This is a genomic window from Acinetobacter sp. P37, assembly GCF_057480965.1.
On sequence record NZ_JBLIYY010000005.1, the window covers coordinates 205,856 to 230,990 of the forward strand.

Sequence of the window (25,135 nt, forward strand, 5' to 3'; positions counted from 1 at the left end):
CATTAATTAAGGGTTAATCGTTACGTCATTTAACTTGCATGCTGCGTGGATTGTTTTGCAATCTCTTGATTTCTTAATAAGAAGCGCTGAATTTTTCCGCTTGGAGTTTTCGGCAGTTCTTGAACAAACTCCACCAATCGTGGATAAGCATGTGCAGATAAGCGCTTTTTCACAAATTGCCCTAGTTGCTCTGCTAACTCTTCTGACGCTGTGACATGCTCAGCTAAAATCACAAAAGCTTTTACAATTTCTGTCCGATCCGGATCAGGTACACCAATGACCGCAGCTTCAATCACTGCATCATGCTCAAGTAAAGCGCTTTCAACATCGAATGGCCCGATACGATAACCGGATGTTGTAATCACATCATCATTACGACCAACGAAGCTCATGCTGCCATCTGCGTGTAATTCTGCGGTATCACCCGTGAGGTAATAATGCTTTACAAAGGGTGACTTACGACTTTCTTTATAGCCACCAAACCACATCATCGGTGATTGACTAATATCGATAGCCAGTACTCCTGGCGTTCCTGCAGCTAGCTCTTGCCCTTGTTCATCAACAACCGCCACGCGATATCCCGGACTGGCATAACCTGCGACACCTGCGCGAATATCATGTTGTAAGCCATGATGATTACACACCACCATACCAACTTCAGTCTGACCATAATGGTCAAAGATCGGTGCATCTAAAACTTGTTTAAACCAGCGGAACACTTCAGGGTTAAGCGGCTCTCCAGCGCTACTGACGACTCGAAATTTCCCTTTGAGTTTTGCCATTTGTTCAGGATCAGCTGCCATCATCATCCGATACGCTGTCGGTGCGCCTGCAAGGTTCGTCACTTTGTAGTCATCTACGATCTGACACAAACTATCAATGCTAAAACCACCTTCGTAAAAGAGTGTTGCATGTCCAAGTAAAAGTGGCCCAGTAATTCCGTAATACAAACCATAAGCCCAACCCGGATCGGCAATATTCCAAAACGAATCATCTTCACGCAGTCCTACCGCATTTTTCATATATTGACCAAAAGCGATCAAAGCTTTAAGCGGGACTTCTAAGGGCTTTGCAGGACCTGTAGTACCTGAAGTAAACATCAAAAGAAATGGATCATTGATGCTCTGTAGGACAATTTCACAATCTGTAGACTGTGCGTTTACTTCATCCCAAAAGTTTAAATCTCCCTGTTGTATCCCTTGACCCGCTGGATCTGCAACAGTAACGATTTGAGGACAATGTGCGACTTCATCTAATTTACTGCGATTACCAACATCGCTAATCACCAATTTGCTTTGTGCAAGGTGTAAACGATGTTCAATGGCTTTGGGGCCAAAGGCGGTAAATAGCGGTTGATATACAGCACCTATTCGCCAAGCCCCTAAAATCACCACAAGTAATTCAACTGTACGGGGTAATAAACCCGATACACGATCACCTTTTTGCACACCCTGTGACTTTAAAAAATTGGCAAATTGGCTCGACCACTGTTGCAGCTCTGCAAAGGTATATTGTTCTTTCCACCCATCTTTACCTTGCCAATATAGTGCGACCTTATTTTGATCAATCGCATGACGGTCGCAGCATTCATAACATGCATTTAATTGCTCTAAAGAGCCTGATAACATTTCTTTGGCAGCATGATTTAAGTCAAATGCCTTTGCAACATCTTGATAATTCGACATCTTCTCTACCTCAGTCTCAATTTATTGTTATTCCGACACGAGTGTTAGTATTTTTAGCCATCCCTAGGCTAGATTGGTGTTCAATGTGATTCAGCATCCTTAGGTAAATATTGCTGCACGATGCTTGAAAAATCTAAGTGTGCATTACCTTGTAAACACAGCTGTTGATACATCTGCTGAACCAGTCCACCTAAAATAATCGGCTGTTTGACTTGTCCTGCGGCTTCTACAGCCAATCCTAAATCTTTCAACATCAACTGCGTTGCAAAACCATCGGTATAGCCACGTCCTGCAGGTGCATTTGCTGAGATACCCGGCCATGGATTACATACATCCGAACTCCAGCAACGTCCGCTCGAACTATTCACCACACCTGCTAAGGCTTGAGGATCAATCCCCAGACGCGCACCGAGCGCCATACCTTCAGCAACGGCTGCCATGGAAATACCAAGAATCAAGTTATTGCAAATTTTCGCAATTTGACCTGCACCCACATCACCACAATGCACAATGTTTTTACCCATGTGGCCCAATACCGCTTTGGTTTTTTCAAAGGTTTGATCATCCGAACCGACCATAAAGGTTAATGTACCTGCCTGAGCACCAATAGTTCCGCCTGAAACAGGTGCATCACAGATTTTTATCTGATGTGCAGCACCTGCCTCGGCTATGTCCTTAATGGTTTGCGGATCAATGGTACTGCTATCGATACATAAGCTTCCTGCTTTCATTACCGCTAATACACCATTTTCTCCCAAATACACTTCTTTGACATGCTTGGCAGCAGGCAACATGCTAATCACAACATCTGCTTGTTTCGCGGCATCTTGTGGGCTGTGGCAAACAGTACCACCTGCTTCAGTAAAATGCTGAATCGCAATTTCGCTTAAGTCGAAACCGTAAACCGTAAAACCTGCTTTGAGTAGGTTTTGGGCCATTTTTCCGCCCATGTTTCCTAAACCGATAAAGGCAATATTCATCCTTGAACTCCTAAATTAACGTAGGTTAATGGTGGTATTCACTTCACCTTTTTCTTGTGTATCTTCGAACCAACGACTGGTGATGGTTTTGGTTTGTGTATAGAACTGAACCGCTTGCTTACCATATGGACCTAAGTCCCCCAGTTTTGAACCACGCGATCCTGTAAAGCTAAAGAAAGGTACAGGTACAGGAATTGGAATATTGATACCCACTTGACCAATATCGATATCACTTTGGAATGTACGAGCGACTGCACCGCTTTGTGTAAATAGTCCAACACCGTTGCCAAATGGATTGGCATTAATCAATTCAATCGCCTGCTCCAGAGTATCGACATGAATAATGGCTAACACGGGCCCAAAGATCTCTTCGGTATAGATGCGCATATCGGTTGAAACTTGATTAAAAATCGTTGCTCCGACAAAGTTTCCTTGCTCATAGCCGATGACTTGAACATCACGACCATCCAGCAGCAACTCCGCACCTTGCTCTACACCGCTTTGAATTAAATCCAGTACACGTGCTTTTGCGCGAGGTGAAATAACTGGGCCAATATCGGTATTCGGCTCATGCCCTGCATTGACCTTCAGCGTTTTGGCTTTTTCAACCAGTTCATTAACCCATTCTTTACTTTCACCAACCATGACAGCAACCGACAAAGCCATACAACGCTGACCCGCCGCACCAAATGCTGCACCAACGAGAGCATTTAAAGTGTGTTCTTTATTGGCATCTGGCATCACCACCACATGGTTTTTAGCCCCCATCATCGACTGCACACGTTTTCCATGCTGTCCTGCAAGGTTATATACATGTGTACCAACAGCCGTAGAGCCAACAAACGAAATGGCCTTAATAGCTTGATGTGTGCATAAACGATCAACAACGTCTTTACCACCATGCACTACGTTTAATACACCTGCTGGAATACCGGCTTCAATCGCAAGTTCGACAAGCATCATGGTCGATAATGGATCTTGTTCAGATGGCTTTAAAACAAAGGTATTTCCACAGACGATGGCCATTGGGAACATCCACAGTGGAATCATCGCAGGAAAGTTAAATGGCGTAATTCCTGCACATACACCCAAAGGTTGCTGCAAGGTATAGGTATCCACACCACGTGCAACACCTTCTATATATTCGCCCATTTGAAGTGTGCCAACCGAACACGCATGCTCAACGACTTCTAAACCACGTTGAATATCACCTTCAGCATCTGCAAGTGTCTTTCCTTGCTCAGCAGTCAGTACGCGGGCAATCTCTTTCATATTGCTACGGATCAGATCTTGTAGCTTCAACATAATGCGCATACGTGCTTGTACGGGTGTTAAGCGCCAAGTTTTAAACGCCTCTTGCGCTGAAGCAATCGCTGCATCCACTTCTTCCATAGTCGCCATTGGAACACGACCCAAAACCTCTTGAGTTGCAGGATTTAGAATGTCTTGCCACTCTGTAGTGTTTGACTCTACAAATTTACCGTTAATTAATAATTTAGCCGTCGCTGACTGAATATTTGACATTGTGTTCATGACCTCTCCATAGGCACTTATTGTTTTGTACTGACTTAGAAAATATCCAAAAGCCTTATATTTATATTTTCCAATTCACTTCAAACTAGCAAAGAAAATTTTGACTACCAATAGAGATTCACGCACGATTGATGTGCAAATATACACAGGGATGACAATAACAATGAAAGTAGATTGGGATCATTTACAGTATTTTTTGGTTTTGGCTCGTGCGAAAACCCTAACCAATACTGCACGTATTATCGGTGTTGAGCACAGTACGGTTTCTCGACGTATACATGCGCTAGAACTGGCTTTAGGCACACCATTATTTAAACGTGAAGCCACAGGTTATGAGCTCACTTTAGAAGGTTTGGCACTGGTTCCTCGCGTTGAACAAATGGAACAGGCATTTTTACAAATCGAAAAACCTAACCAACCTATGCAAGGTCGTGTGCGAATTGGCACACCCGAAGGGTTTGGAACAGCATTTTTGACACAGCTCTTGGCAGAATTGTCCAAAAAATACCCCTTGCTGACTATCGACCTTATTCCTGTGCCGAAAATGATCAAGCTTTCACATCGTGAAGCAGATATTGTTATTTCCATCGATCGACCAAAATCAGGCCCCTATATCATTACTCGACTGGCAGACTATTGTTTAAAGATTTATGGCAGTAAAGAATACTTAAAAAATACGCAACCCATTCATACATTAGAAGATTTAAAATCACATACCTTTGTGAATTATATAGATGATTTAGTCTATAGCCCTGAACTGTATTGTTTAGAACGTTTACCTATTCAGCTCAATGCAAACTTTAGAAGTAGTAGTATTTTGGCTCAACAAATTGCCGTGAGTGCGGGTGCAGGATTGGCAATATTGCCCAAGTTTTTGGCCGAGGAAAAACCCGAATTAGAACAAGTCTTGGCGCAAGATGTTCGTTTTGTGCATACCTTTTGGATGCTGACCTTAGTCGATTTACAACATGAGCCACGCATTAAGCTAGTCTGGGACTTTTTGAGAAAAAGAACTGACCAATATCATAGTTTATTAATGGATTAAGAAATGAAGCTACCTTCCAAACTATAACTGTTATAGAAATTTAGATGAATGTTGTATCTATGCTTTCAAGCGATATACCTCAATAATCACCTATAACTACTAGGGATTTAGAGTACATCTTATGAGCAATCAAGAGCCTAAAAAACCGCAAAAATATGCAGACAGTGAAATTTCAGATAAGGCCTTTAAGCGTGCCATTATTTGGTTCTCGATCTATGTGCTTTTATTCTGTATTGGTGTAGCGTTTGTTGTTGGTGCAGATAATTCCTATCTACCTTAAGCGATAATCTATTCACTTATTGCAACTCGCAATTGCATGTATATCTTACATTTCATGTTTGCTCATGATCAATTCATAATGAATTGATCATTAAGCCAAATAATTTGGTTTTAAATTTAAAAAAAGCTTGTAAGTCTAGATTTACAAGCTTTTTTGCATTTTTAAAGTGATCAAATTACAGCTATAAAATTACTTGCCCATCTGAATCGCTTATGCAGGACTCTGCTTTTTCACTTGGTGCTGTAGATGTGTTTGAATATATTCACCGTATACCGACATTTTTTCAAAGATGTGTTCTGAATAAAACATGTCTTCTACCAAGACTTGCGCACGGTCAAATTCATATAAACCTAATCGTTGTAAAATTTTCGCATTGATAAACGAAAACTTTTGGCATAAATCGATATATTGCTGATCTTTGTCTTTAAATAGCAGCTTTAACATATTGATTTTATTTAGATCAAAGTCAATCGGTTCAGCGTTATCCGCCAAGACATGGATTTCAACATCTAAATATTCAGCAAGCTGATTTAATTTTTCTAAGTCGATATGTAGATGTGTAATACAAATAATTTTGGAAACTTTCGGATTACATAAGCTATTGATCAAACTAAAATAGAAGTATTCTGCTGGCGATAGCTGTTCATTATTTAGCTCAATGTAGACATTGAGTCCCGATAAAACATCATCAACTTTAAATGCGCTAAGTTTAGCCTCAGCATGATAATAACGATTCAATATCGCAACATTTTCAGGGCTTTGTGGTGTAGCGTAGATCACCTTCTGATTCAAATTCGCTAAGATAAAGGGTGCAAATAAAAAAGCCGCATTTTCAGCCTTGGCGTGCATATACTCCTGACAAATACTGACATAGCCCACTTGCTGTACTTGGCGCAAAATTCGACTTCGTAAAAGCACCGCTTCTAAATTAGTATGCTGTTGTTGCAACAGATGCAGCGTTGAATCTGTCAATGGAACATCCACCAGTAAATGTTGTAACAGTTCTAATTCACTGGCTTTAAACATACTCAACTCCCTAACTTCCATACCATTTGACGCCACAAGTGTTGTGGTCTATGCACCTTATAAAAAATTCAAGCTTAAAACTAGATACAGTGATTTTGAAAAAACATATAACAGTATAGACTCATCTGTTATAAAAATTTAATGTAAAGTTTCATTTACTGATATATTTATAACAGAATTTTGTCTTGTTGATGACTATGTATAAATCGGAACAGCTCGCTCAGCACCTACGTCAACTGATTGAAAATGGCACTTTAAAAGCGCACGAAAAACTTCCGTCTTTACGTGAACAAGTGCAGTTGTCTGGCTTTAGTTTAATCACGGTCATGAATGCTTATCAGGAGTTGGAATCACGTGGCTTAATCTATGCACGTGAGAAATCTGGCTACTATGTGGCGCAAGGCTTACTCGAAATAGAAGCTGAACAAACTCAAATCGTGTCCTTAAACACACCGGTTGAAATTAACTCTCTGGTCTTTAAGTATTTAAAATCAATACAAGATGAAAAAATCATTCCCTTGGGTTCAGCCTTTCCAGCTCAAGACATTGTTTTTTCTAAAAAGTTAACCCAAATCATGGGGCAAATTTCCCGAAATCCCAAAAGTTACGATGCCATTGATAATCTTCCACCCGGAAATTTAGCCCTACGTAAGTTGATTGCACAGCGTTATTGCATGCAAGGTATTGCCACAGATCCAGAGGATATTGTGATTACCTCAGGCTGTATGGATGCGCTGAATCTTTCCTTACAGGCCATAGCCTCACCGGGTGATTATATTGTGTTACAGCAAAATATTTTCTATGGCGCCTTGCAAGCTGCAGAGCGCTTAGGCCTTAAAGTGGTGACCTTACCTGAACATCCACAAGACGGTTTTGATTTAACCGCGTTTGAACATATTTTAAAAACTTATCCCGTCAAGATCTGTTGGCTGATGCTGAATTCGCATAATCCTGTTGGCTTCACAGTGAGTGATGAAATCAAGCAAAAAATTGCCGTGTTATTACACCAATATCATGTGCATTTAATTGAGGACGATGTGTATGAGGAAATGCATTATGCATCCAAGAAACCCGTTTCAATGAAATACTTTGACCAAAATAATATGGTCTTGCATTGCTCATCTTTTTCTAAAACGTTGGGCGCTTCATTTCGGGTCGGTTGGGTGCATGCAGGTAAATACTCTCAAGCGATTCAACACTTACAGCTTATGAGCACGATTTCCGTTAATACCTTATTGCAAAATGCCTTGGTGGAATTTATTTCAAATTATCATTATGAAAAACATTTACGGGTCCTAAGAAAAAGTCTACAGCAACACAAATTACAGTTTTACCGTTATTTGGAAAGCCGCCTACCGACTGGATGCAAATTACAATATCATCCAAGTGGTTATTTTCTTTGGTTAAAACTACCAGAAAATATTGAAAGCATGGCGGTCTATGAAGCCTTAATTCAACAGCAGATCGGTGTTGCTCCAGGCCGTTTATTTAACGTATCAGAAGCCAAAACTCAATATATCCGTTTAAATTGTTCCTTTGCATGGAAGGATGAGATTCAAAAGGCTTTAGATGCCCTCCTTAGTACAATCTCTGCACTTTCCTCAGATCAGATGAATATTTGACAATTTTTATTGTCATTATTATGCTCAAACAGATATTGTTCAAATACATATATTTGTTGTTGAGATAACACCGAATTCATTCAACATTTACCAAAATTCAAAAAACAAATGGGTTAGTTCATGGAAGATCAAAAACACAGTCAACGCATACATGCCTTTAGTTCGGATGTACTCACAGATCTGGATGCTGTGGGGATTGCACAGCTCATCAAATCTAAAGAAGCCTCTGTACAGGAAATAACACAAGCAGCCATTGCACGTGCGGAACACGTCAATCCGTATCTAAATGCCATTGAACTGGACTGTTTTCAGCGTGCTTTAGAGCAAAATCAATATGTTGAACATGGTCTTTTTGCGGGCGTCCCTTTTTTCTTTAAGGATAATTTAGATTATCAAGGCGTGCCATCACGCCATGGTTCAAAAGCCATAGGTTCAAAACCAGCCGATCGTAATCCTCAAATTAGCCAACAAATCTTAGATCAAGGTTTTGTCGTATTAGGAAAATCTAAGCTCCCTGAATTTGGTCTAAATGCCAGTACCGAATATAAAGATGGCTCAGCCACCTATAACCCGTGGCATTTAAGTTATTCCTGCGGCGCGTCTTCTGGCGGTTCTGCAGCTCTCGTTGCAGCCGGTGTAGTGCCGATTGCCCATGCCAATGATGGCGGTGGTTCTATTCGTATCCCTGCTGCATGCTGCGGTTTGATTGGATTAAAGCCTAGTCGTGGTCGTACTTATGACAGTGAAGCAGCAGGCTCTCTTCCGATTAATATTATCAGTGAAGGTGTTTTAACCCGTAGCATACGAGATACTGCGCATTTCTATGCAGGAATGGAGTCAAGTTATTACAATAAAAAGTTGCCACGCATAGGCATGATTCATGGCCCTTCTAAACGTCGATTACGCATCGGTTTAGTCCCGCAATCGATTACAGGGCAAATAGATAGCGAAACAACTGCAACCTTAATGCATAGTGCAGCACTATTAGAAAAATTAGGCCATCATGTTGAAGAACTTCAGTTACCTTTTTCCTTAAGCTTTGTTGAAGATTTCAGTGAATATTGGGGGATGTTGTCCTTTTTACTGAGTACCTTTGGCAAGAAAATCTTTGGCGCTGACTTTAATCCAAAAGAGTTAGATCACTTAACCGTTGGTTTATCGAAGTTGTATAAAAAGAACTTTTATAAAACCCCGCTATTTCTGTATCGATTAAAGAAAATGCAGCAACAATATCGTGAAATCTTTAAGCATTATGACGTTTTGCTATCGCCTGTACTTGCACATACCACACCTAAAATTGGCTATTTGTCACCTCAATTACCGTTTGACCAGTTATTTGAGCGTATACAGAACTATGTGACATTTACACCTATCCAAAATGTGGTGGGTGCGCCGGGTATGTCGATTCCTATGGGAGAAACGCAAAACGACGGACTACCGATCAGTATGCAAATTTCAGCCGATGTCGGTGATGAAAAAACCTTGATTGAACTGGCTTATGAAATTGAAGAAGCTCAGCCATGGCGACGTATTCAGGATATGCCTCGAACTGCTTAACAAACCAATCAAAGGTTTAAAAAAGGAAGCTGATTGACTCCCTTTTATATTCATATCCGCAGAATAAGGCTTTTTAATTGTTCGCTGTATTTGAATACACGATGCTTAATTAAAATGATACGTCAGTCCTGCATATACCGCCCGACCTTCACCAGGTGTTAAACGAGCAGGATCTTTGCCGGCATCGTTATAGCCCGGTGTCACGGTAGATGCATATTTTTTATTGGCTATATTTCTAAAATCCAACCACGCCATATATTGTTTTTGTGGTTGCATATAGCCGAACGATGCTCCCCAAATTTGCCAATCTTTTGCATAGAAACTATTGGCATAGTCGGTTGCGACCTTTGCGGCATAAAGTGTATTAACCGCAGCATAAAAGCCTAAAGGATGTTCATATTTAAGTTCAGCCTGATAGATGTGTTTTGGTATACCTGCCAGCTCATTTTTTCCAAATACCACATCATTTTTATAGTGAAAATCATTCAAGGTGTAGGCTTGTTTCAGATGAACTTGTCCATATTCATCATTTTGCCAAAATAAACTGTTTAAACCGAGTTCAAGCCCCTGATGAACGGTGTCTGAAGCATTCGATTCGGCAATAATCTTTTTAGGCTCTGATTGGATTTCAACAGCCAACAGTTCATTTTTAACCTGTGAATAGTAATATGCAATATTCCACTCACCTAGTGCATGTTGACCACGCCCACCTAATTCAAGAGTGTTCGCTGTCTGACTATTCAAATAAATCGGAGCACTTTGGCGTCCCGTTGCTGCGCCACTACCATCTGGGAAGTATTGATCCGAACCCCAAATTAAAGCCCATGGATGTGGTGCTTCTAAGCTTCGACTGACATTGGCAAAGAACTGTGTTTCAGGTTGGATTTGATATCGAAAACCTAGCGATGGTAGGACATTCCATTCACGAATATTTTCTTTATGGCTTTGTACAGGCCATGTCACTTCACTTTCACGATGGGTGTACGCCAATGCAACTCGACTATCGAGCCAAAACTGTGGGTGTAGTGCCAAGGCATTGGCATAATGTAAAACATAGTCACCGCCTTGGTAGGTATAATGCCGCGTTTCTGTACCCGCAGCATAGGCGCCTTGCGCAACACGCAAGCGTTCAACGACCTGACCATCTGGCAAATGCGTGGTACTACGAAAACCTAAGTTATTTTGGCTTTCATGCCCCCACAAGGTTCGGTCAAATTGGTAGTTAAATAAGGTACTGATATCGTCATAGTCAACATCAGTACTATAAAGTCCTTCTTGCAAATTCATCGGATAATGATGATAAGCCAGACCCAACTGTAAGTGATCGCCTGAGTCCAAAGTCATATTGGTTTTATTCGCCAACCAAAGACTTCCCGGCTGCGGGCGATTGTTATTTAGCGAGATATTTAGGGGTACTGCTTGTTTTGGATCTTGTTCAATCTGTTGTTGGGTTAGACGTCCCGGTGTTTGGTGTTCAGTTTCTCGGTAACGCAGATAAAAACGTGTATCTAGGATAGAGTTTATTTGATATCCCACATTGGCCGATATACCTTTGCTCTGGCTTGAGGCATGATCTTGAAAACCATCATCTTCACTTTGCGTTAAGGAAAGATAATAGTCTAAGTCACCGATTTGTTGTCCTGAGCTGATTTTACTTTTTTGATAACCGTGGCTGCCCATTTCATGATGCACTGACAGTTTTGCTGCATTTTTTCCAGTTGGGCTGGCATAGTTAATTAGACCACCCAAGCTTAATGCGCCACGTGTTAAACCATTAGCCCCACGTAAAACCTCTATATGGTCTACCCACAGCGGCTCAAGCAGTTCATAAGGTGTTCCTCCTGGCCCTGTAAATGGCAAATCATCTAAGGTTACATACAACCCTGAAGCATGCGCCCCCGGTGCACGATTGATCCCCGAGCCACGTATCGACAGTTTCACCCCTTCATTTCCTGAAGATGCCGCGTATATCCCCGGTTGATTTTTAAATAAATCAGCATTTGTTCGCTTGGGTACATCTTGAATGTCTGCTGCAACGATCGCATTGGTTGCACCATTTACTTTAGTCAGTGCTTTTTTTATTTGATCATCCATTGAACTTTGTTCAACGTTGATGGTGATTTCAGGTAATACATTGCTATCTGCAACACTATATTGTGCCATTGCAGTAAGCATCATCAGGCTTAAAAGCTTAAGTGACGTGTTGTTATATTTGGAAAATTGAGGGACATCCATGATTGCGTCTTCTAAGTGAAACGAAATTGACGGCAAGGATTGTAGTGTGTTTTATCATCATGTATGTATCAAAATATTTCAAAATTCATGATTTTTATCAAGATCCTTCTTCGTATTTTTATATTCAAATGATTTGTTAAATGAAATAAAACAGATAATTATATTTTTTAGTCAAAAAATATAAGTTTCTAAATAAGATAAAAGCCCTCAATCTGAGAAGATCAAGGGCGTGTATTGATTAAGAGTACGCATTGAAAGATTGTCGGAAAATTAGATGTCAAATCCTGAACATACTTCCAATCCCGCTCTCGTTAAATTGATATTGAAATTTCTAAGCCAATTTAAATTAAACAATTCTCTGTAACGGCATTAGAAGTTATACATCGCGACCGCATTGATTCGGTTATCTTCACCCTTAGTACTGCCATTTGGTGCAGCGCCAAAAGCTTCACGTTCACCATAGACATATTCCAGACCTAAACTAATCGGCTTAACAGGGCTGTAAAATACATTTGCCCAAGCTTGCCACAAGTTTTTATTGGCCTTGGTTTTATCGACTAATGAGTTGACATAATCAGCATTATTATCTGCTTTCATATAACCATAGCCCAATGTTCCGCGCCATTGTGCTGAAATTTGTTGAGTTAAACCTACTGTAATCGAGTCAAATTCATTGGTGGCGATGATGTCTTTATCCGCATTGGTGACAAAACCTTGGTTCGTCCATGACACAAAACTACTGTCGCCTTTGACATGGTAATAATCCGCTTTGAGCACGGTTTTATCCGTCAAATCTAGTTTTGCGCCCAGACCAAGTCCCCATGCGGTTTCTGTATCCGTATCCGTTTTCTTTTCAGCACCCATCGCACGTGCGCTCAACATGAGTGTATCTGTCATTTTATGGTTTAAACGCGCTGTTAATGCAGGCAAACGCATATTTGAGCTGTCATCCTTAGAATCTTCCGCTGCGAGTACGAGATTTGTCTCTGGACTAAATTTGTAACTATAGCGAACTTGCGGTGTACGTTTAACAGCACCACCAACATAGCCCAATGCATCAATGGTTTCAGGCATATAATCAGGTACAGCAAAGTTAGACCATGTTTGCCCCACTAGCCAATCACCATAGGTCAAATAGGCATGACGAATCCGCAGTCCACCATTTGCACCCAAAAAGTCGACTTCAATTTTACCGCCTACATCGCCCACTTGAGTCGGTGTTTTAAAGTCTAGTCCTAAACGTGTGGCAGCAAGTGTTGCTTTTAAACGATCTGAACTTTCAGCATTCCCTTCTAGCGGAACACTATTCATTTGGTTATACAGGCGAGATAAACTGCCGCCTTCTGCCTGATAAGATGCATCTGCTCGCACATTGCCATACAAGCTAAACTCAGCGCCCGATTTGGTATTTAAACTCAGGCTCGGTGTTTGAGTCGGTTTTTGATTCTGCACAGCAACTACAGGCCCTTGTTTTACGTCTTTGATTTCACTCGACAAGGTATTTTGCTGTTGAACATATTGCTGCATCATGGCTTTTAACGCTTTGACTTCTTCATGCAACTGTTCAACTTCAGCCTCGCTGACTGCCGCATGTGTCCACATGGGTAACACGGCTGCACAAGCCAGTAGCATCGGTTTAATTTTAAAGGTTTTTTTGACTAAATTTAGCTTTTGAGTTTTCATCCTGACCTCGATTTGGGCGATGCCCTTTCCTTATTTTTTGTCACAATTTCCCACTAGCCCTCATGCTGTGCATCAGGGCCTGGAAACTTAAAATTTTGGGGTAATGTTAAATTTATTTAAGAATGCTTAATTCGCTGTATTTTTGATGGCTTGCGTATTGAGCTTTGGCGATTGACCTTGAGTAGACGCTTCTACTGAAGCTTGTAAATTCACCATAAAGATTGCTAATGCAGCGATGACACCGGGAATGGCAATCACCAAGAAGTTCATTTGATGCGGTAAATTCATGGTTAACAGCGCACCAGTAAGTACTGGTCCAACGATTGCACCAATTCGTCCAATGCCCGATGCCCAGCCCATACCTGTAGAACGTACCGTGGTTGGGTAGTATTGTGCGACAAAGGTATAAAGTAAGATTTGTGAACCGATGGTAGCTGCACCTGCAACAGCAATTAAGGTATACAGAACCATTTGCGGACTGTTAAAGCCCAGTAAGATTAAAGCCAATGCGCCACACATGAACATGATGCTCAGAACTTTTTTGATATGGAATCGGTCTGCCAAAGCACCACCACCAATAGCACCTACCATTCCACCAATATTCAGTGCAAAGAGGAAGATCATACTTGCACCAAGTGAATAGCCGGCTTGAATCATCAATTTCGGTAACCAACTTCCAAGTGCATAAACCATCAGTAAGCACATGAAAAATGCAATCCAGAACATAAACGTACTGAAACTACGGCCTTGTTGAAATAATGCTTTTAACGGAGCGTTATCTTCTTCAGAAACTTCATTGAGTACAAATTGTGTATCCGTTGTGAGGACTTGTTCAGGGGCAATTTTAGAGACAATCGTTCGAGTCGTATCTGTTTGATGCTTTGAGGTTAAATACATCAATGACTCAGGGAGGAATTTCCAAATTAAAGGCAATGCAAGACATGGAATAATTGCAATATAAAACATGATTTTCCAGCCATATACAGGCACTAACCAAGCACCCAATAACGCTGAAGCCATACCACCTATGGCATAACCACTAAACATTAGTGCAACTAAGGTACTGCGTATACGTTTTGGCGCGTATTCTGTCATTAATGCGACAACGTTCGGCATAACGCCACCGATGCCTAGACCGGCAAGAAAGCGTAAAATACCAAACTCAACGGGAGTACTTGCAAAAGCGCCGCAAAAGGTAAAACCACTAAAAATACCGACGCAGATCATAATGGTTTTTTTACGACCAATTTTATCGGACAGTGTGCCAAAACACATGGCACCAAACATCATGCCAAATAAAGCCGTACTTGCCAGTAAGCCGGCTTGTACCGCAGATAATGACCACTCTTGCATCAACAAAGGTAAGGCAACGCCATAGATCACCAAGTCATAACCGTCAAAAATAATAATCAAAAGACACCAAATCAAAACACCCCAATGAAATGGCGTAAATCTGGCTTCATCAACCAAGGTATTAATATTAATTTTCTGGTTTTGCATAGCCCACCTCCTAATTGTGAAGCTTGTAAAATTCGCTTTTCACAATGAATAAGTCGGTGCTTAATGTCCAAAACCGATTAGGCATGTTTGTATACCTAAAAAGTTGAATACAAATTAATCCCTTGATTCCGCTTTATTTAAATAGATCATTTCATATGTGCAGTTCATCTGAACGTCTAGCGACAGCATACTCAAAACACAGCACGATCATAAGGAATCGCTTCTAAATCATATACTTGATAAACACTATCAAATAAACCACGAATATCTTCGCTCTCATCCATATGACGTACAGCCATAAATATAGGACTAATCGCGGCTTCATCTAAGATCGGAACAAATGTTAAATGTGTTAATTGCACACTTTGGGCACTCATTGGGGTAATACACACCCCTTCATTCGCTGCAACAAAGCCTAGTGCCAGTTGTAATTCACGAACTTCACGTACTTTTTTAGGATCCAAACCATACTCTGAAAATATGCCACGCACTTGGGTCGAAAAATTCGGTTTATTGTGATTTGGATAAAAAATCAATTGCTGATCGATCAGATCTGCAAGATAGACTCCTTCCTTTTTTTGTGCGAAAGGATGACTTGCATGTAAGGCTACCACTAAGCGTTCTTCACGCAGTAAAACCCGTTTGATCGCGGGGTCTGAAATACGCAATCGACCAAAGCCGACATCTATACGGCCTTCTTTTAATGCTTTGATTTGTTCAGTGGTCGCCATTTCCTCCATTTCTATTTTTAAATGTGGATGTTGTTGTTTAAATAAATACAAAATATTCGAGAGTAAACCAAACAATAAAGAGCTCACAAACCCAATCGTCACGGTCCGTTCTGTCAAACCGATTCGTTTCGTCATCGATTTAATTTCTTCTGCATTAGACAAAAGTTTTAAAGCATGATGATAAAAAAATTGGCCTGCTTCCGTAGTCTTAAGCGGACGGCTACCGCGTTCAAATAACTGAATTCCAAGCTCATGTTCCAAATTTTGAATCTGCCGACTCAAAGGTGGTTGAGCTATATATAGTTTTTCTGCCGCTTTGGTAAAACTCTGCTCTTCAACCACCGCGACAAAGTATCTTAAGTGTCTTAGTTCCATGGTCATCAATACCTATTAAGTATAATAAAATGCAAATTTGATCTTCGACGTGAAGATTTTATTCTTTTAAGGTATATCACATAGACAGGATTAAGCAACTTTAATCCCATCCAACAGATCAAATACATCGTGCAGCGCATTACCTGAAAGAAACTTCAGCCGCTACACGAAACAACTTAAAAAGTATTGTTAGACAACCAAACAAGGAACGTGGCAGCCAAAGACCTCTTTTATCGAGTGATAGCCACCCATACTTAAATGCATACTTAAGGAGATATAGTATGAACCGTCAAGAGATTGATGTTCTGGTTAAACAAATGAACGTAGATACAGCGACAGGGCCTGTTGACCGACGTGTACAGCAAGTTGTGGTACGTTTATTGGGTGATTTATTCCAAGCGATTGAAGATCTAGATATTACTCAAACTGAACTATGGAAAGGTCTAGAGTATTTTACAGATGCGGGTCAAGCGAACGAATTGGGTCTTTTAGCCGCTGGTTTAGGTTTAGAGCACTATCTAGATTTACGTGCCGATGAAGCTGATGCGAAAGCAGGTATTACAGGTGGTACACCACGTACCATTGAAGGCCCTTTATATGTGGCTGGCGCACCTGAATCTGTGGGCTTTGCTCGTATGGATGATGGTACGGAAACCGATAAAATTCCAACACTGTTTATTGAAGGTACAGTAACAGATACCGAAGGCAACATCATTGAAGGCGCTAAAGTTGAAATTTGGCATGCCAACAGCCTAGGTAACTATTCTTTCTTTGATAAGTCTCAATCTGACTTTAACCTTCGCCGTACGATTCTTTCTGACCAAGACGGTAAATATGTTGCACAAACTACGATGCCCGTTGGTTATGGCTGCCCTCCAGAAGGTACAACTCAATTTGTTTTAGACAAATTAGGCCGTCATGGTAACCGTCCATCACATGTTCATTATTTTATCTCTGCACCGGGTTACCGCAAGCTAACTACTCAATTCAACATCGAAGGTGATAAATACCTTTGGGACGACTTTGCCTTTGCAACTCGTGATGGTCTGGTAGCAACTGCTGTTGATATCACAGACGAAGCTGAAATTGCGCGTCGTGGTCTAAACCAACCGTTTAAGCACATTAGCTTTAATGTTGAGTTAGTTAAAGAACAAGCCGCAGCACCAAATACTGAAGTTGATCGTCGACGCGCTAGCGCTTAATTACTCACTCAAAGGAAGCCGAGCTGTCTCATCTAAGTTTGACAACTCGGCGACTATCCCCTCATTGGACAGTCGGAGAATGGACATGCCACGTATTCCTGTAATTAACACCAGCCATCTAGATCGTATTGATGAACTTCTTGTCGATAATTTTGACACTGGTGAATTTAAACTGCACCGCTCAGTATTTACCGATCAAGCGTTGTTTGATCTTGAAATGAAATACATTTTTGAAGGTAACTGGGTATATTTGGCACATGAAAGCCAAATTCCAAATAACAATGATTATTACACGACTCATATCGGTCGCCAGCCCATTATCATTGCACGTAACCGTAATGGTGAACTGAATGCCATGATCAATGCCTGCTCACACCGTGGCGCACAGTTATGTCGTTATAAAAAAGGCAACAAAGCAACCTACACCTGTCCATTCCATGGTTGGACTTTTAATAACTCAGGTAAATTGCTCAAAGTTAAAGACCCTGCCGAAGCGGGTTATTCAGATTGCTTTAACCAAGATGGTTCACATGACTTGAAAAAAGTCGCGCGCTTTGAAAGTTATAAAGGCTTTTTATTTGGTAGCTTAAATCCTGATGTGCCAAGCCTTGAAGAATTCTTAGGTGAAACCACCAAAATTATCGACATGATCGAAGGTCAGTCGGAAAACGGTTTGGAAGTTTTACGTGGTTCATCTACCTATACCTATGAAGGTAACTGGAAACTGACAGCTGAAAATGGCGCAGATGGCTATCACGTTTCAGCCGTGCATTGGAACTATGCAGCCACCACACAGCACCGTAAAGAAGCACAAGCAGCGGATAATATTCGTGCTATGAGTGCGGGTTCTTGGGGCAAGCAAGGCGGTGGTTCTTATGGTTTTGACAGTGGTCACATGTTGTTGTGGACCCAATGGGCTAACCCAGAAGACCGTCCAAACTTTAGCAAAGCCGATGAATATACCGAAAAATTTGGCGCGCCGATGTCGAAATGGATGATCGAACGTTCACGTAACCTATGTCTTTATCCAAACGTTTATTTGATGGATCAATTCGGTTCACAAATTCGAGTTTTACGCCCGATTTCTGTCAATAAAACTGAAGTCACCATTTACTGTATCGCCCCTGTCGGTGAAGAGCCAGAAGCACGTACACGTCGTATTCGTCAATATGAAGACTTCTTTAATGCTTCAGGCATGGCAACACCTGACGATTTAGAAGAATTTCGTGCCTGCCAAGCAGGTTATGCAGGGATTGAACTGGAATGGAACGACATGTGCCGTGGTTCAAAACACTGGATTCATGGACCGGATGATGCAGCCAATGAAATTGGATTAAAACCACTATTAAGTGGCATCAAAACCGAAGATGAAGGTCTTTACCTTGCTCAGCATCAATATTGGTTAAAAACCATGAAACATGCCATCGCTGAAGAAAAAGAATTGGCACAACAATTCGCAAATGAACAAGGAGATGTCGCATGAATGCAACTGCACATTTAGACAGCGTAAGCATTGAAGCTGTATCTCAGTTCCTCTACCGCGAAGCGCGTTTTTTAGATGATGAACAGTGGGATGAATGGCTAGCGTGCTATGCCCCATCTGCATCATTTTGGATGCCTGCTTGGGATGATGATGACCGCCTGACAGAAGATCCTCAGTCTGAGATTTCTTTGATTTATTATCCAGACCGTCAAGGTTTAGAAGACCGTGTCTTCCGCATTAAAACCGAGCGTTCATCTGCCACGATGCCAGATACTCGAACCAGCCATAACATTAATAACGTCGAGATTATTGAACGTGATGGCGACAAAGTGACGGTGCGTTTTAACTGGAACACCTTAAGTTTCCGCTACAAAACCAACTATAGCTACTTTGGCATGTCACGTTATGAAATTGATTTTTCAGGCGAGCAGCCAAAAATCCTCAGCAAATATGTTGTTCTGAAAAACGATTATATCAACCAAGTTATTGATATTTATCACCTCTAAAAGCTTATTTCACTAAGCAAGGTTTTACTTTCAGCCAGAAGGATATTTGGCTGAAAGGACACGTTATACCAGATTTTCAAAAGGATATTCAGCCATGTCAAACCATAATGTTGCACTTCAATTTGAAGATGGCGTTACTCGTTTTATTAGTGTTGCTCAAGGTGAAACCCTATCCGACGCAGCCTATCGTCAAAAAATCAATATCCCTCTAGATTGCCGTGATGGCGCATGCGGGACATGCCGTGCATTTTGTGAGTCGGGTACTTACGACATGCCTGAAGAGTCTTATATCGAAGACGCTTTAACCCCCGAAGAAGCTGAGCAAGGTTATATTTTAGCTTGCCAATGTCGTCCAAGTTCAGATGCTGTTTTCCAAATCAGTGCATCATCTGACGTATGTAAAACTGAAATTCATGAGTTTCAAGGCACATTGTCTCGTGTTGAAAATATGTCGGATTCTACGATTACCTTTGATATTCAACTGGACGAAGATCAACCTGACATTAACTTCTTGGCAGGTCAATACGTCAATGTCGGCATTCCGGGGACTGAAGAAACTCGTTCGTATTCGTTTAGTTCAAAGCCGGGCAATCGTTTAACAGGCTTCGTGGTTCGTAATGTCCCTGAAGGAAAAATGAGTACCTTCCTGAGTGCCGATGCGAAAGCCGGTGACAAAATGACCTTCAAAGGTCCTTTTGGTAGTTTTTATCTGCGTAATGTCGTCCGCCCTGTGGTCATGCTTGCAGGTGGTACAGGTATTGCGCCGTTTATGTCCATGTTACAAGTGCTTGAAGAAAAAGGTTCTGAACAACCTGTTCGTCTTGTATTTGGCGTAACCAATGACTTTGACATCGTGGCAAAAGACAAGCTCGATGAATTTCAAAGCAAACTCCCTTGGTTCGAATACCGTACTGTGGTCGCTCACCCTGAGTCACAGCATGAACGTAAAGGCTATGTGACCAGTCATGTTGAAAAAGATTGGTTAAACAACGGCGATGTAGATATTTATCTCTGTGGTCCTGTGCCGATGGTTGAAGCTGTACGTGGCTGGTTAGATACAGAAGGCGTTAAACCTGCAAACTTCTTGTTTGAAAAATTCTCAGCGAATTAAGGGAGAATAGTTTAATGTCAGAACAAGCCAGATTTAGCAATAAAGTTGTCATTGTAACCGGTGCCGCTCAAGGTATCGGTCGTGGAGTCGCACTACAAGTGGCCCGAGAAGGCGCTCAAGTGGTATTGGCAGATCTTTCAGATTTTGTTGAAGATACGCTGAACGATATTCAAGCCCATAATGGCGATGCCATTATTGTTAAAGCCAATCTTGAAACATATTCAGGCGCTCAATTAGTTGCTACCCAAGCCATTAAAAAATATGGCCGAATTGATATCTTGATCAATAACGTCGGAGGTGCGATTTGGATGAAGCCCTTCCAAGAGTTTTCAGAAGAAGAAATCATTAAGGAAGTTAATCGTTCATTATTTCCAACTATGTGGTGCTGCCGAGCCGTGTTACCTGAAATGATTCAAAATCAGCAAGGGACGATTGTAAATGTATCTTCTATTGCAACCCGTGGTATTAACCGTGTGCCATATTCAGCGTCAAAAGGTGGGGTCAATGGCTTAACTGCTGCACTCGCTTTTGAACATGCCAAAGATGGTATTCGAGTCAATGCCGTAGCTACAGGTGGTACAGAAGCACCTCCACGGAAAGTACCTAGAAACGCCAACCCATTGTCAGATCATGAAAAACAATGGATGCAAGACGTGGTCGATCAAACCATTGACCGTACATTCTTAGGACGCTATGGCACAATTCAGGAACAAGTCAATGCCATCTTATTTTTGGCATCCGAGGATTCATCTTATATGACTGGAACGGTCGTCCCTGTTGGTGGTGGAGATCAAGGTTAATCTCTAAAAATCATTGGTTAAATTCAACAGGCTCATTGACATAGTCGCATGGAGACAAAAGCGATGGCACCCCTGTTAAAAATATTAAAAGAAGATTGGTCGATCTCAGCGACGGTTGCAGGATTTTTAGCCGTGCTGATCTCCTATTCAGGCCCATTGATTATTTTTTTTCAAGCTGCACAAAAAGCCCAAGTTTCCCCAGCCATGATGATTTCATGGATTTGGGGGATTTCTATTGGCGCAGCACTGGCAGGTATTTATCTCTCTATTAAATATAAAACCCCGGTGATTACCGCGTGGTCAGCGCCCGGTACGGCTCTTTTAGTCACGCTCTTTCCGAATATTTCGCTGAATGAAGCCATAGCGGCTTATATCACGTCTGCTATTGTTATTTTTTTGATTGGCATCACCGGCTATTTTGACAAACTCCTAAAATGGATTCCTCAAGATGTCGCTGCGGGAATGATGGCAGGTATTTTATTTCAGTTTGGGCTTGGACTGTTCACTGCTACAGATAGTATGCCGATCATTGTCTTTGGCATGTTATTGGTCTTTCTTATTTCGAAAAGACTATCGCCACGCTACGCGATGATTTGGGTCTTACTGACTGGAGTCGTTTTGAGTTTTGCATTAGGCAAAATTAATCCTGTTGATGTGAATTTTCAACTCGCTATACCGCAGTTTATTGCCCCAATTTGGACTTGGAACTCAACTTTAAATTTGGCGATTCCCTTAATCTTAGTCAGTCTGAGTGGTCAATTCCTTCCGGGGATGGCGATCATGAAACTCAGTGGATATGACACGCCAGCCAAGCCGATTATCACAGCGACCAGTATTGCCTCGCTCGGTGTCGCATGTGTCGGAGGCATTACCATTGTTTTAGCGTCTATTACCGCAGCTATGTGTATGGGCAAAGATGCACATGAACTAAAAGAAAAACGCTATATAGCCGGTATTGCCAATGGTATTTTTTATATTTTAGGTGGCTTATTTGCAGGCAGCATTGTCATGTTATTTAGCCTATTACCTAAAGAGTTAGTCGCTGCACTTGCAGGTTTAGCGTTATTAGGTGCGATTGGGACAAATATGTCGGTTGCGATGAAAAATGAGGCCAACCGTGATGCAGCGCTGATCACCTTTTTAGCGACAGCCTCAGGTATGCATTTTTTAGGGCTAAGCTCAGTATTTTGGGGGATTTGTATCGGTGTCGCGGCACATGTCATTTTGACCAAACGAGTAGCCACACAAGCACCGATAACAACGACTCAAGATTCTAAAAGTTCATAATATCCAAACGCATTGTTAATACAAAGAAGATGGAAAATTACATCTTCTTTGTTTAATCAAAAACAAAAAGCTTTCATTTAGACTTCGGTTAATTCAGGCAATTCTCGATGAGCGATTTCAAAAGCTTATTGAACATCTAATCCCACAGCAGTCAATAAAAGCTCTACAACTTTGGCAATCCAGTGAACCCTTTAGGCAAATAAGCATAGCATCGCACAGATTCAATTTTTATGATGAAGTAATCGCCACTTAGCCTTAGTTTAAAAAAACCGTCTAATTTGAACCAACATAAACTTTATCAGCAGCGTAAATCTATAGGTTTTTACCCCCCTGTGAAGATTATTTATTGAGCAGAATCATTTAACTAAATGATATACTTCAATCAAACTTCAAATGAAAAAAATCGTTAATTAAATTTATAAATGCTTGCACACTAGGTGATGTATTTGTACTGCGCTTACTCATATATAAGTTGATTGTTGGAAGGTCCGTATCTAACTTTTTGACAATAATATTTTCATAAGCAATATCTGCAATATAACTCGGTAAAATCGTACACGACTGTGTGATATTGATTGAATTAATGTTGAATAAAATATTACTGGCGCGCTGGATGATTTTTAAGTTGATCTTTTTGTCTTCTGCAAATTTTAAAATCTTATGATGCAAAACTGACGACACTTCCTCAGCCGGAATAATAAAATCTATTTCTTCTAAAGATTTGACTGATATTTTATTTTGATTTGCAAATGGATGCTGATTATTCATCAAGAAAATCAAAGGCTCTTCAAATATCAACTGGCTCGAAATTTCATGGTTATTAACATCTGCCCTTGATATGGCGATATCAATACGCCCATTATGTAAATCACTGACGATTTGCGTGTCATTTAAGCTCAAAAGTTCAACTTTTAAGTCAGGAAACATCTCTGTGAGTTTCGGAATAATAAAAGGAAAAATTTTCATTTCTGCAACTGGTACAAAGCCAATGGTGATCTTTTGGTCTTTGGCTTTTTTGACTTGGCGCGTCATTGCAACTGCTTTATCGGCACTTTCTAAAATGTTTTTGGCATGTTCTAAAAACACAATTCCTTCATCGGTCAGTTCAACTTTACGTTTAGAGCGAATAAATAACTGTACGCCAATAAACTCTTCGAGATCTTTGATTTGTTGGCTAAGAGAAGGCTGAGCCGTATAAAGTTTTAAGGCCGCTTGGCTAAAATTAAGTTCTTGTGCAACCATGACAAAATATTTTAAATGTCTTAATTCCATTTAAGTCACCTGTGTAGTCCAATCCTTAGGACGTTTTTAATACAATTCTGTTAGCAAGCTAAAATAGTCTTATATTTTGTGGTGAAGTGTTCATTTTTTATTTAAATATCATTTTTTCTCATATTTTACTTCTAAATAGTTCAAAATTTTTAATCAATTGAACTCATGCTAAATTTTTGTGATTTCAAAATAGCGACTTCTCTAGCACCGCAAAATTCAGTTTAGAAATACATTTTCAAATATATATTTTGACAAAAACAAAAAAAAGGATCATGTTGCATCATCCCTTTTTTACTTATCTTTGAATTATTTACGCTTTTTCTTACCACTGAGCAGATCTATGGCTTGGGCATAACGTGTAGGTGCAATCCGCTGAATTAAATCAATGATTTTGGCGTCATTGCCGATTAAAACACGACGTTTATTCTGTTTCACTGCATCTAAAATCACTTTTGCTGCAACTTCAGGCGGTGTTTTCAGCACTTTATTAAAGGCTTTCGTGGCTCTATCTGGGTTCATACCCAACGCGCGAATACTGTCACTCATACGTGCGCTATTTGCAATATTGGTTCGAATTCCACCCGGATGCACGCAGGTAGCGCTCACTCCGACATTTTCCAAATCTAATTCTTGACGTAAAGATTCTGTAAAACCACGGACTGCAAACTTCGTTGCATTATAGGCACTTTGAGTCGGTTGAGCTGTCAAACCAAATAAGCTGGAAATATTCACAATATGTCCATCGCCACTTTGTCTTAAGTACGGTAAAAATGCTTTTGTCCCATACACCACGCCCCAGAAATTGATATTCATAATCCACTCAATTTCATCATAATGCATACCTTCTACTGTACTGGCTAGCGCGACACCCGCATTATTAAAGATCAAATTGACCTGACCAAATTCAGCTTGGGTTGCAGCCGCCCATTGCTCGACAGCGGCACGATCAGATACATCTAACTGGGTCTGAGTTATTTTCACACCGGTGTGCTTAATCATTTCAGCCGTTTGTGCAAGGCCGTCGAGGTTGCGATCACTTAATGCTAGATGCGCACCTGATTGAGCCAGTTGAATGGCTAATTGCTGTCCAATACCTGAACCTGCTCCAGTAATGGCTGCGACTTTGTTGTTAAAATTTTTCATCGTTATTCCTATACACACTTAATCCAGTTCAGTGATCAAGCCGCATTTTCGTATTATTCATAGCACAAGCTTAACGAGA

Annotated in this window: 20 protein-coding genes; 10 read left to right on the plus strand and 10 right to left on the minus strand. The window is 40.9% G+C overall.

What is annotated here, in order from left to right:
- Positions 1-29: 29 nt before the first annotated feature.
- From AC25JC_RS06680 to AC25JC_RS06690, 3 genes are all read right to left on the minus strand, one after another.
- Entirely contained in the window at positions 30-1,685 is a 1,656-nt protein-coding gene (locus tag AC25JC_RS06680; protein ID WP_486923723.1) for an AMP-binding protein, read from the minus strand.
- Positions 1,686-1,765: 80 nt separating this feature from the next.
- On the minus strand, positions 1,766-2,665 hold the full coding sequence (gene mmsB, locus AC25JC_RS06685) for a 3-hydroxyisobutyrate dehydrogenase (protein WP_486923724.1): 900 nt from the start codon (positions 2,663-2,665) through the stop codon (positions 1,766-1,768).
- A 15-nt stretch (positions 2,666-2,680) separates the two neighbouring features.
- Complete coding sequence (locus AC25JC_RS06690; RefSeq protein WP_078193327.1) at positions 2,681-4,198, minus strand: CoA-acylating methylmalonate-semialdehyde dehydrogenase; 1,518 nt, start codon at positions 4,196-4,198, stop codon at positions 2,681-2,683.
- Positions 4,199-4,361: 163 nt separating this feature from the next.
- Between AC25JC_RS06690 and AC25JC_RS06695 the strand changes: the two genes are divergently transcribed.
- Both AC25JC_RS06695 and AC25JC_RS06700 read left to right on the plus strand, forming a co-directional pair.
- Positions 4,362-5,243 (plus strand): LysR family transcriptional regulator, encoded by an 882-nt coding sequence (locus tag AC25JC_RS06695; protein ID WP_078193328.1) that lies wholly within the window; start codon positions 4,362-4,364, stop codon positions 5,241-5,243.
- A gap of 121 nt (positions 5,244-5,364) precedes the next feature.
- Positions 5,365-5,523: a hypothetical protein gene (locus tag AC25JC_RS06700; protein ID WP_168379604.1), complete on the plus strand. Its 159-nt coding sequence runs from the start codon at positions 5,365-5,367 to the stop codon at positions 5,521-5,523.
- A 210-nt stretch (positions 5,524-5,733) separates the two neighbouring features.
- On the opposite strand, the gene AC25JC_RS06705 is transcribed toward AC25JC_RS06700, so the two are convergent.
- Complete coding sequence (locus AC25JC_RS06705; protein ID WP_486923725.1) at positions 5,734-6,549, minus strand: hypothetical protein; 816 nt, start codon at positions 6,547-6,549, stop codon at positions 5,734-5,736.
- Between the two features lie 197 nt (positions 6,550-6,746).
- Here AC25JC_RS06705 and AC25JC_RS06710 point away from each other — a divergent pair, with 197 nt between their 5' ends.
- Positions 6,747-8,171, plus strand: a complete 1,425-nt coding sequence (locus tag AC25JC_RS06710) for an aminotransferase-like domain-containing protein (RefSeq protein WP_486923748.1) — start codon at positions 6,747-6,749, stop codon at positions 8,169-8,171.
- 120 nt (positions 8,172-8,291) lie between these two features.
- A complete protein-coding gene (locus AC25JC_RS06715; protein ID WP_486923726.1) occupies positions 8,292-9,728 on the plus strand; it encodes an amidase in 1,437 nt (478 codons plus the stop codon).
- 105 nt (positions 9,729-9,833) lie between these two features.
- On the opposite strand, the gene AC25JC_RS06720 is transcribed toward AC25JC_RS06715, so the two are convergent.
- The 4 genes from AC25JC_RS06720 to AC25JC_RS06735 form a co-directional block, all read right to left on the minus strand.
- Entirely contained in the window at positions 9,834-11,963 is a 2,130-nt protein-coding gene (locus AC25JC_RS06720) for a TonB-dependent receptor family protein (protein ID WP_486923727.1), read from the minus strand.
- Between the two features lie 369 nt (positions 11,964-12,332).
- Positions 12,333-13,595 (minus strand): DcaP family trimeric outer membrane transporter, encoded by a 1,263-nt coding sequence (locus tag AC25JC_RS06725; protein WP_486923749.1) that lies wholly within the window; start codon positions 13,593-13,595, stop codon positions 12,333-12,335.
- 177 nt (positions 13,596-13,772) lie between these two features.
- A complete protein-coding gene (locus AC25JC_RS06730; protein ID WP_486923728.1) occupies positions 13,773-15,146 on the minus strand; it encodes an aromatic acid/H+ symport family MFS transporter in 1,374 nt (457 codons plus the stop codon).
- Between the two features lie 191 nt (positions 15,147-15,337).
- Positions 15,338-16,252: a LysR substrate-binding domain-containing protein gene (locus AC25JC_RS06735; protein ID WP_486923729.1), complete on the minus strand. Its 915-nt coding sequence runs from the start codon at positions 16,250-16,252 to the stop codon at positions 15,338-15,340.
- Positions 16,253-16,533: 281 nt separating this feature from the next.
- Between AC25JC_RS06735 and catA the strand changes: the two genes are divergently transcribed.
- From catA to benE, 6 genes are all read left to right on the plus strand, one after another.
- The gene (gene catA, locus AC25JC_RS06740; protein ID WP_486923730.1) at positions 16,534-17,454 is read left to right on the plus strand and encodes a catechol 1,2-dioxygenase; all 921 of its coding nucleotides are present in this window, start codon (positions 16,534-16,536) and stop codon (positions 17,452-17,454) included.
- An 85-nt stretch (positions 17,455-17,539) separates the two neighbouring features.
- Positions 17,540-18,937, plus strand: a complete 1,398-nt coding sequence (gene benA / locus AC25JC_RS06745) for a benzoate 1,2-dioxygenase large subunit (protein WP_486923731.1) — start codon at positions 17,540-17,542, stop codon at positions 18,935-18,937.
- Positions 18,934-19,443, plus strand: coding sequence for a benzoate 1,2-dioxygenase small subunit (gene benB, locus AC25JC_RS06750; protein WP_078190730.1), 510 nt, complete (start codon positions 18,934-18,936; stop codon positions 19,441-19,443). Before benA ends, benB begins: the two co-directional genes overlap by 4 nt.
- 94 nt (positions 19,444-19,537) lie before the next feature.
- Positions 19,538-20,554, plus strand: a complete 1,017-nt coding sequence (gene benC, locus AC25JC_RS06755) for a benzoate 1,2-dioxygenase electron transfer component BenC (RefSeq protein ID WP_180115646.1) — start codon at positions 19,538-19,540, stop codon at positions 20,552-20,554.
- Between the two features lie 14 nt (positions 20,555-20,568).
- Positions 20,569-21,354 (plus strand): benzoate diol dehydrogenase BenD, encoded by a 786-nt coding sequence (benD, locus tag AC25JC_RS06760; protein ID WP_486923732.1) that lies wholly within the window; start codon positions 20,569-20,571, stop codon positions 21,352-21,354.
- Positions 21,355-21,417: 63 nt separating this feature from the next.
- Positions 21,418-22,641, plus strand: coding sequence for a benzoate/H(+) symporter BenE (gene benE / locus AC25JC_RS06765; RefSeq protein ID WP_486923733.1), 1,224 nt, complete (start codon positions 21,418-21,420; stop codon positions 22,639-22,641).
- Between the two features lie 378 nt (positions 22,642-23,019).
- Here the strand turns inward: benE and hcaR are convergent, their stop codons facing one another.
- Positions 23,020-23,913: a DNA-binding transcriptional regulator HcaR gene (gene hcaR, locus AC25JC_RS06770; RefSeq protein ID WP_078193338.1), complete on the minus strand. Its 894-nt coding sequence runs from the start codon at positions 23,911-23,913 to the stop codon at positions 23,020-23,022.
- A gap of 306 nt (positions 23,914-24,219) precedes the next feature.
- Positions 24,220-25,056 carry an SDR family NAD(P)-dependent oxidoreductase gene (locus tag AC25JC_RS06775; RefSeq protein WP_078193339.1) on the minus strand — a complete coding sequence of 279 codons (837 nt, stop codon included), beginning with the start codon at positions 25,054-25,056 and terminating at the stop codon, positions 24,220-24,222.
- Positions 25,057-25,135: the final 79 nt, after the last annotated feature.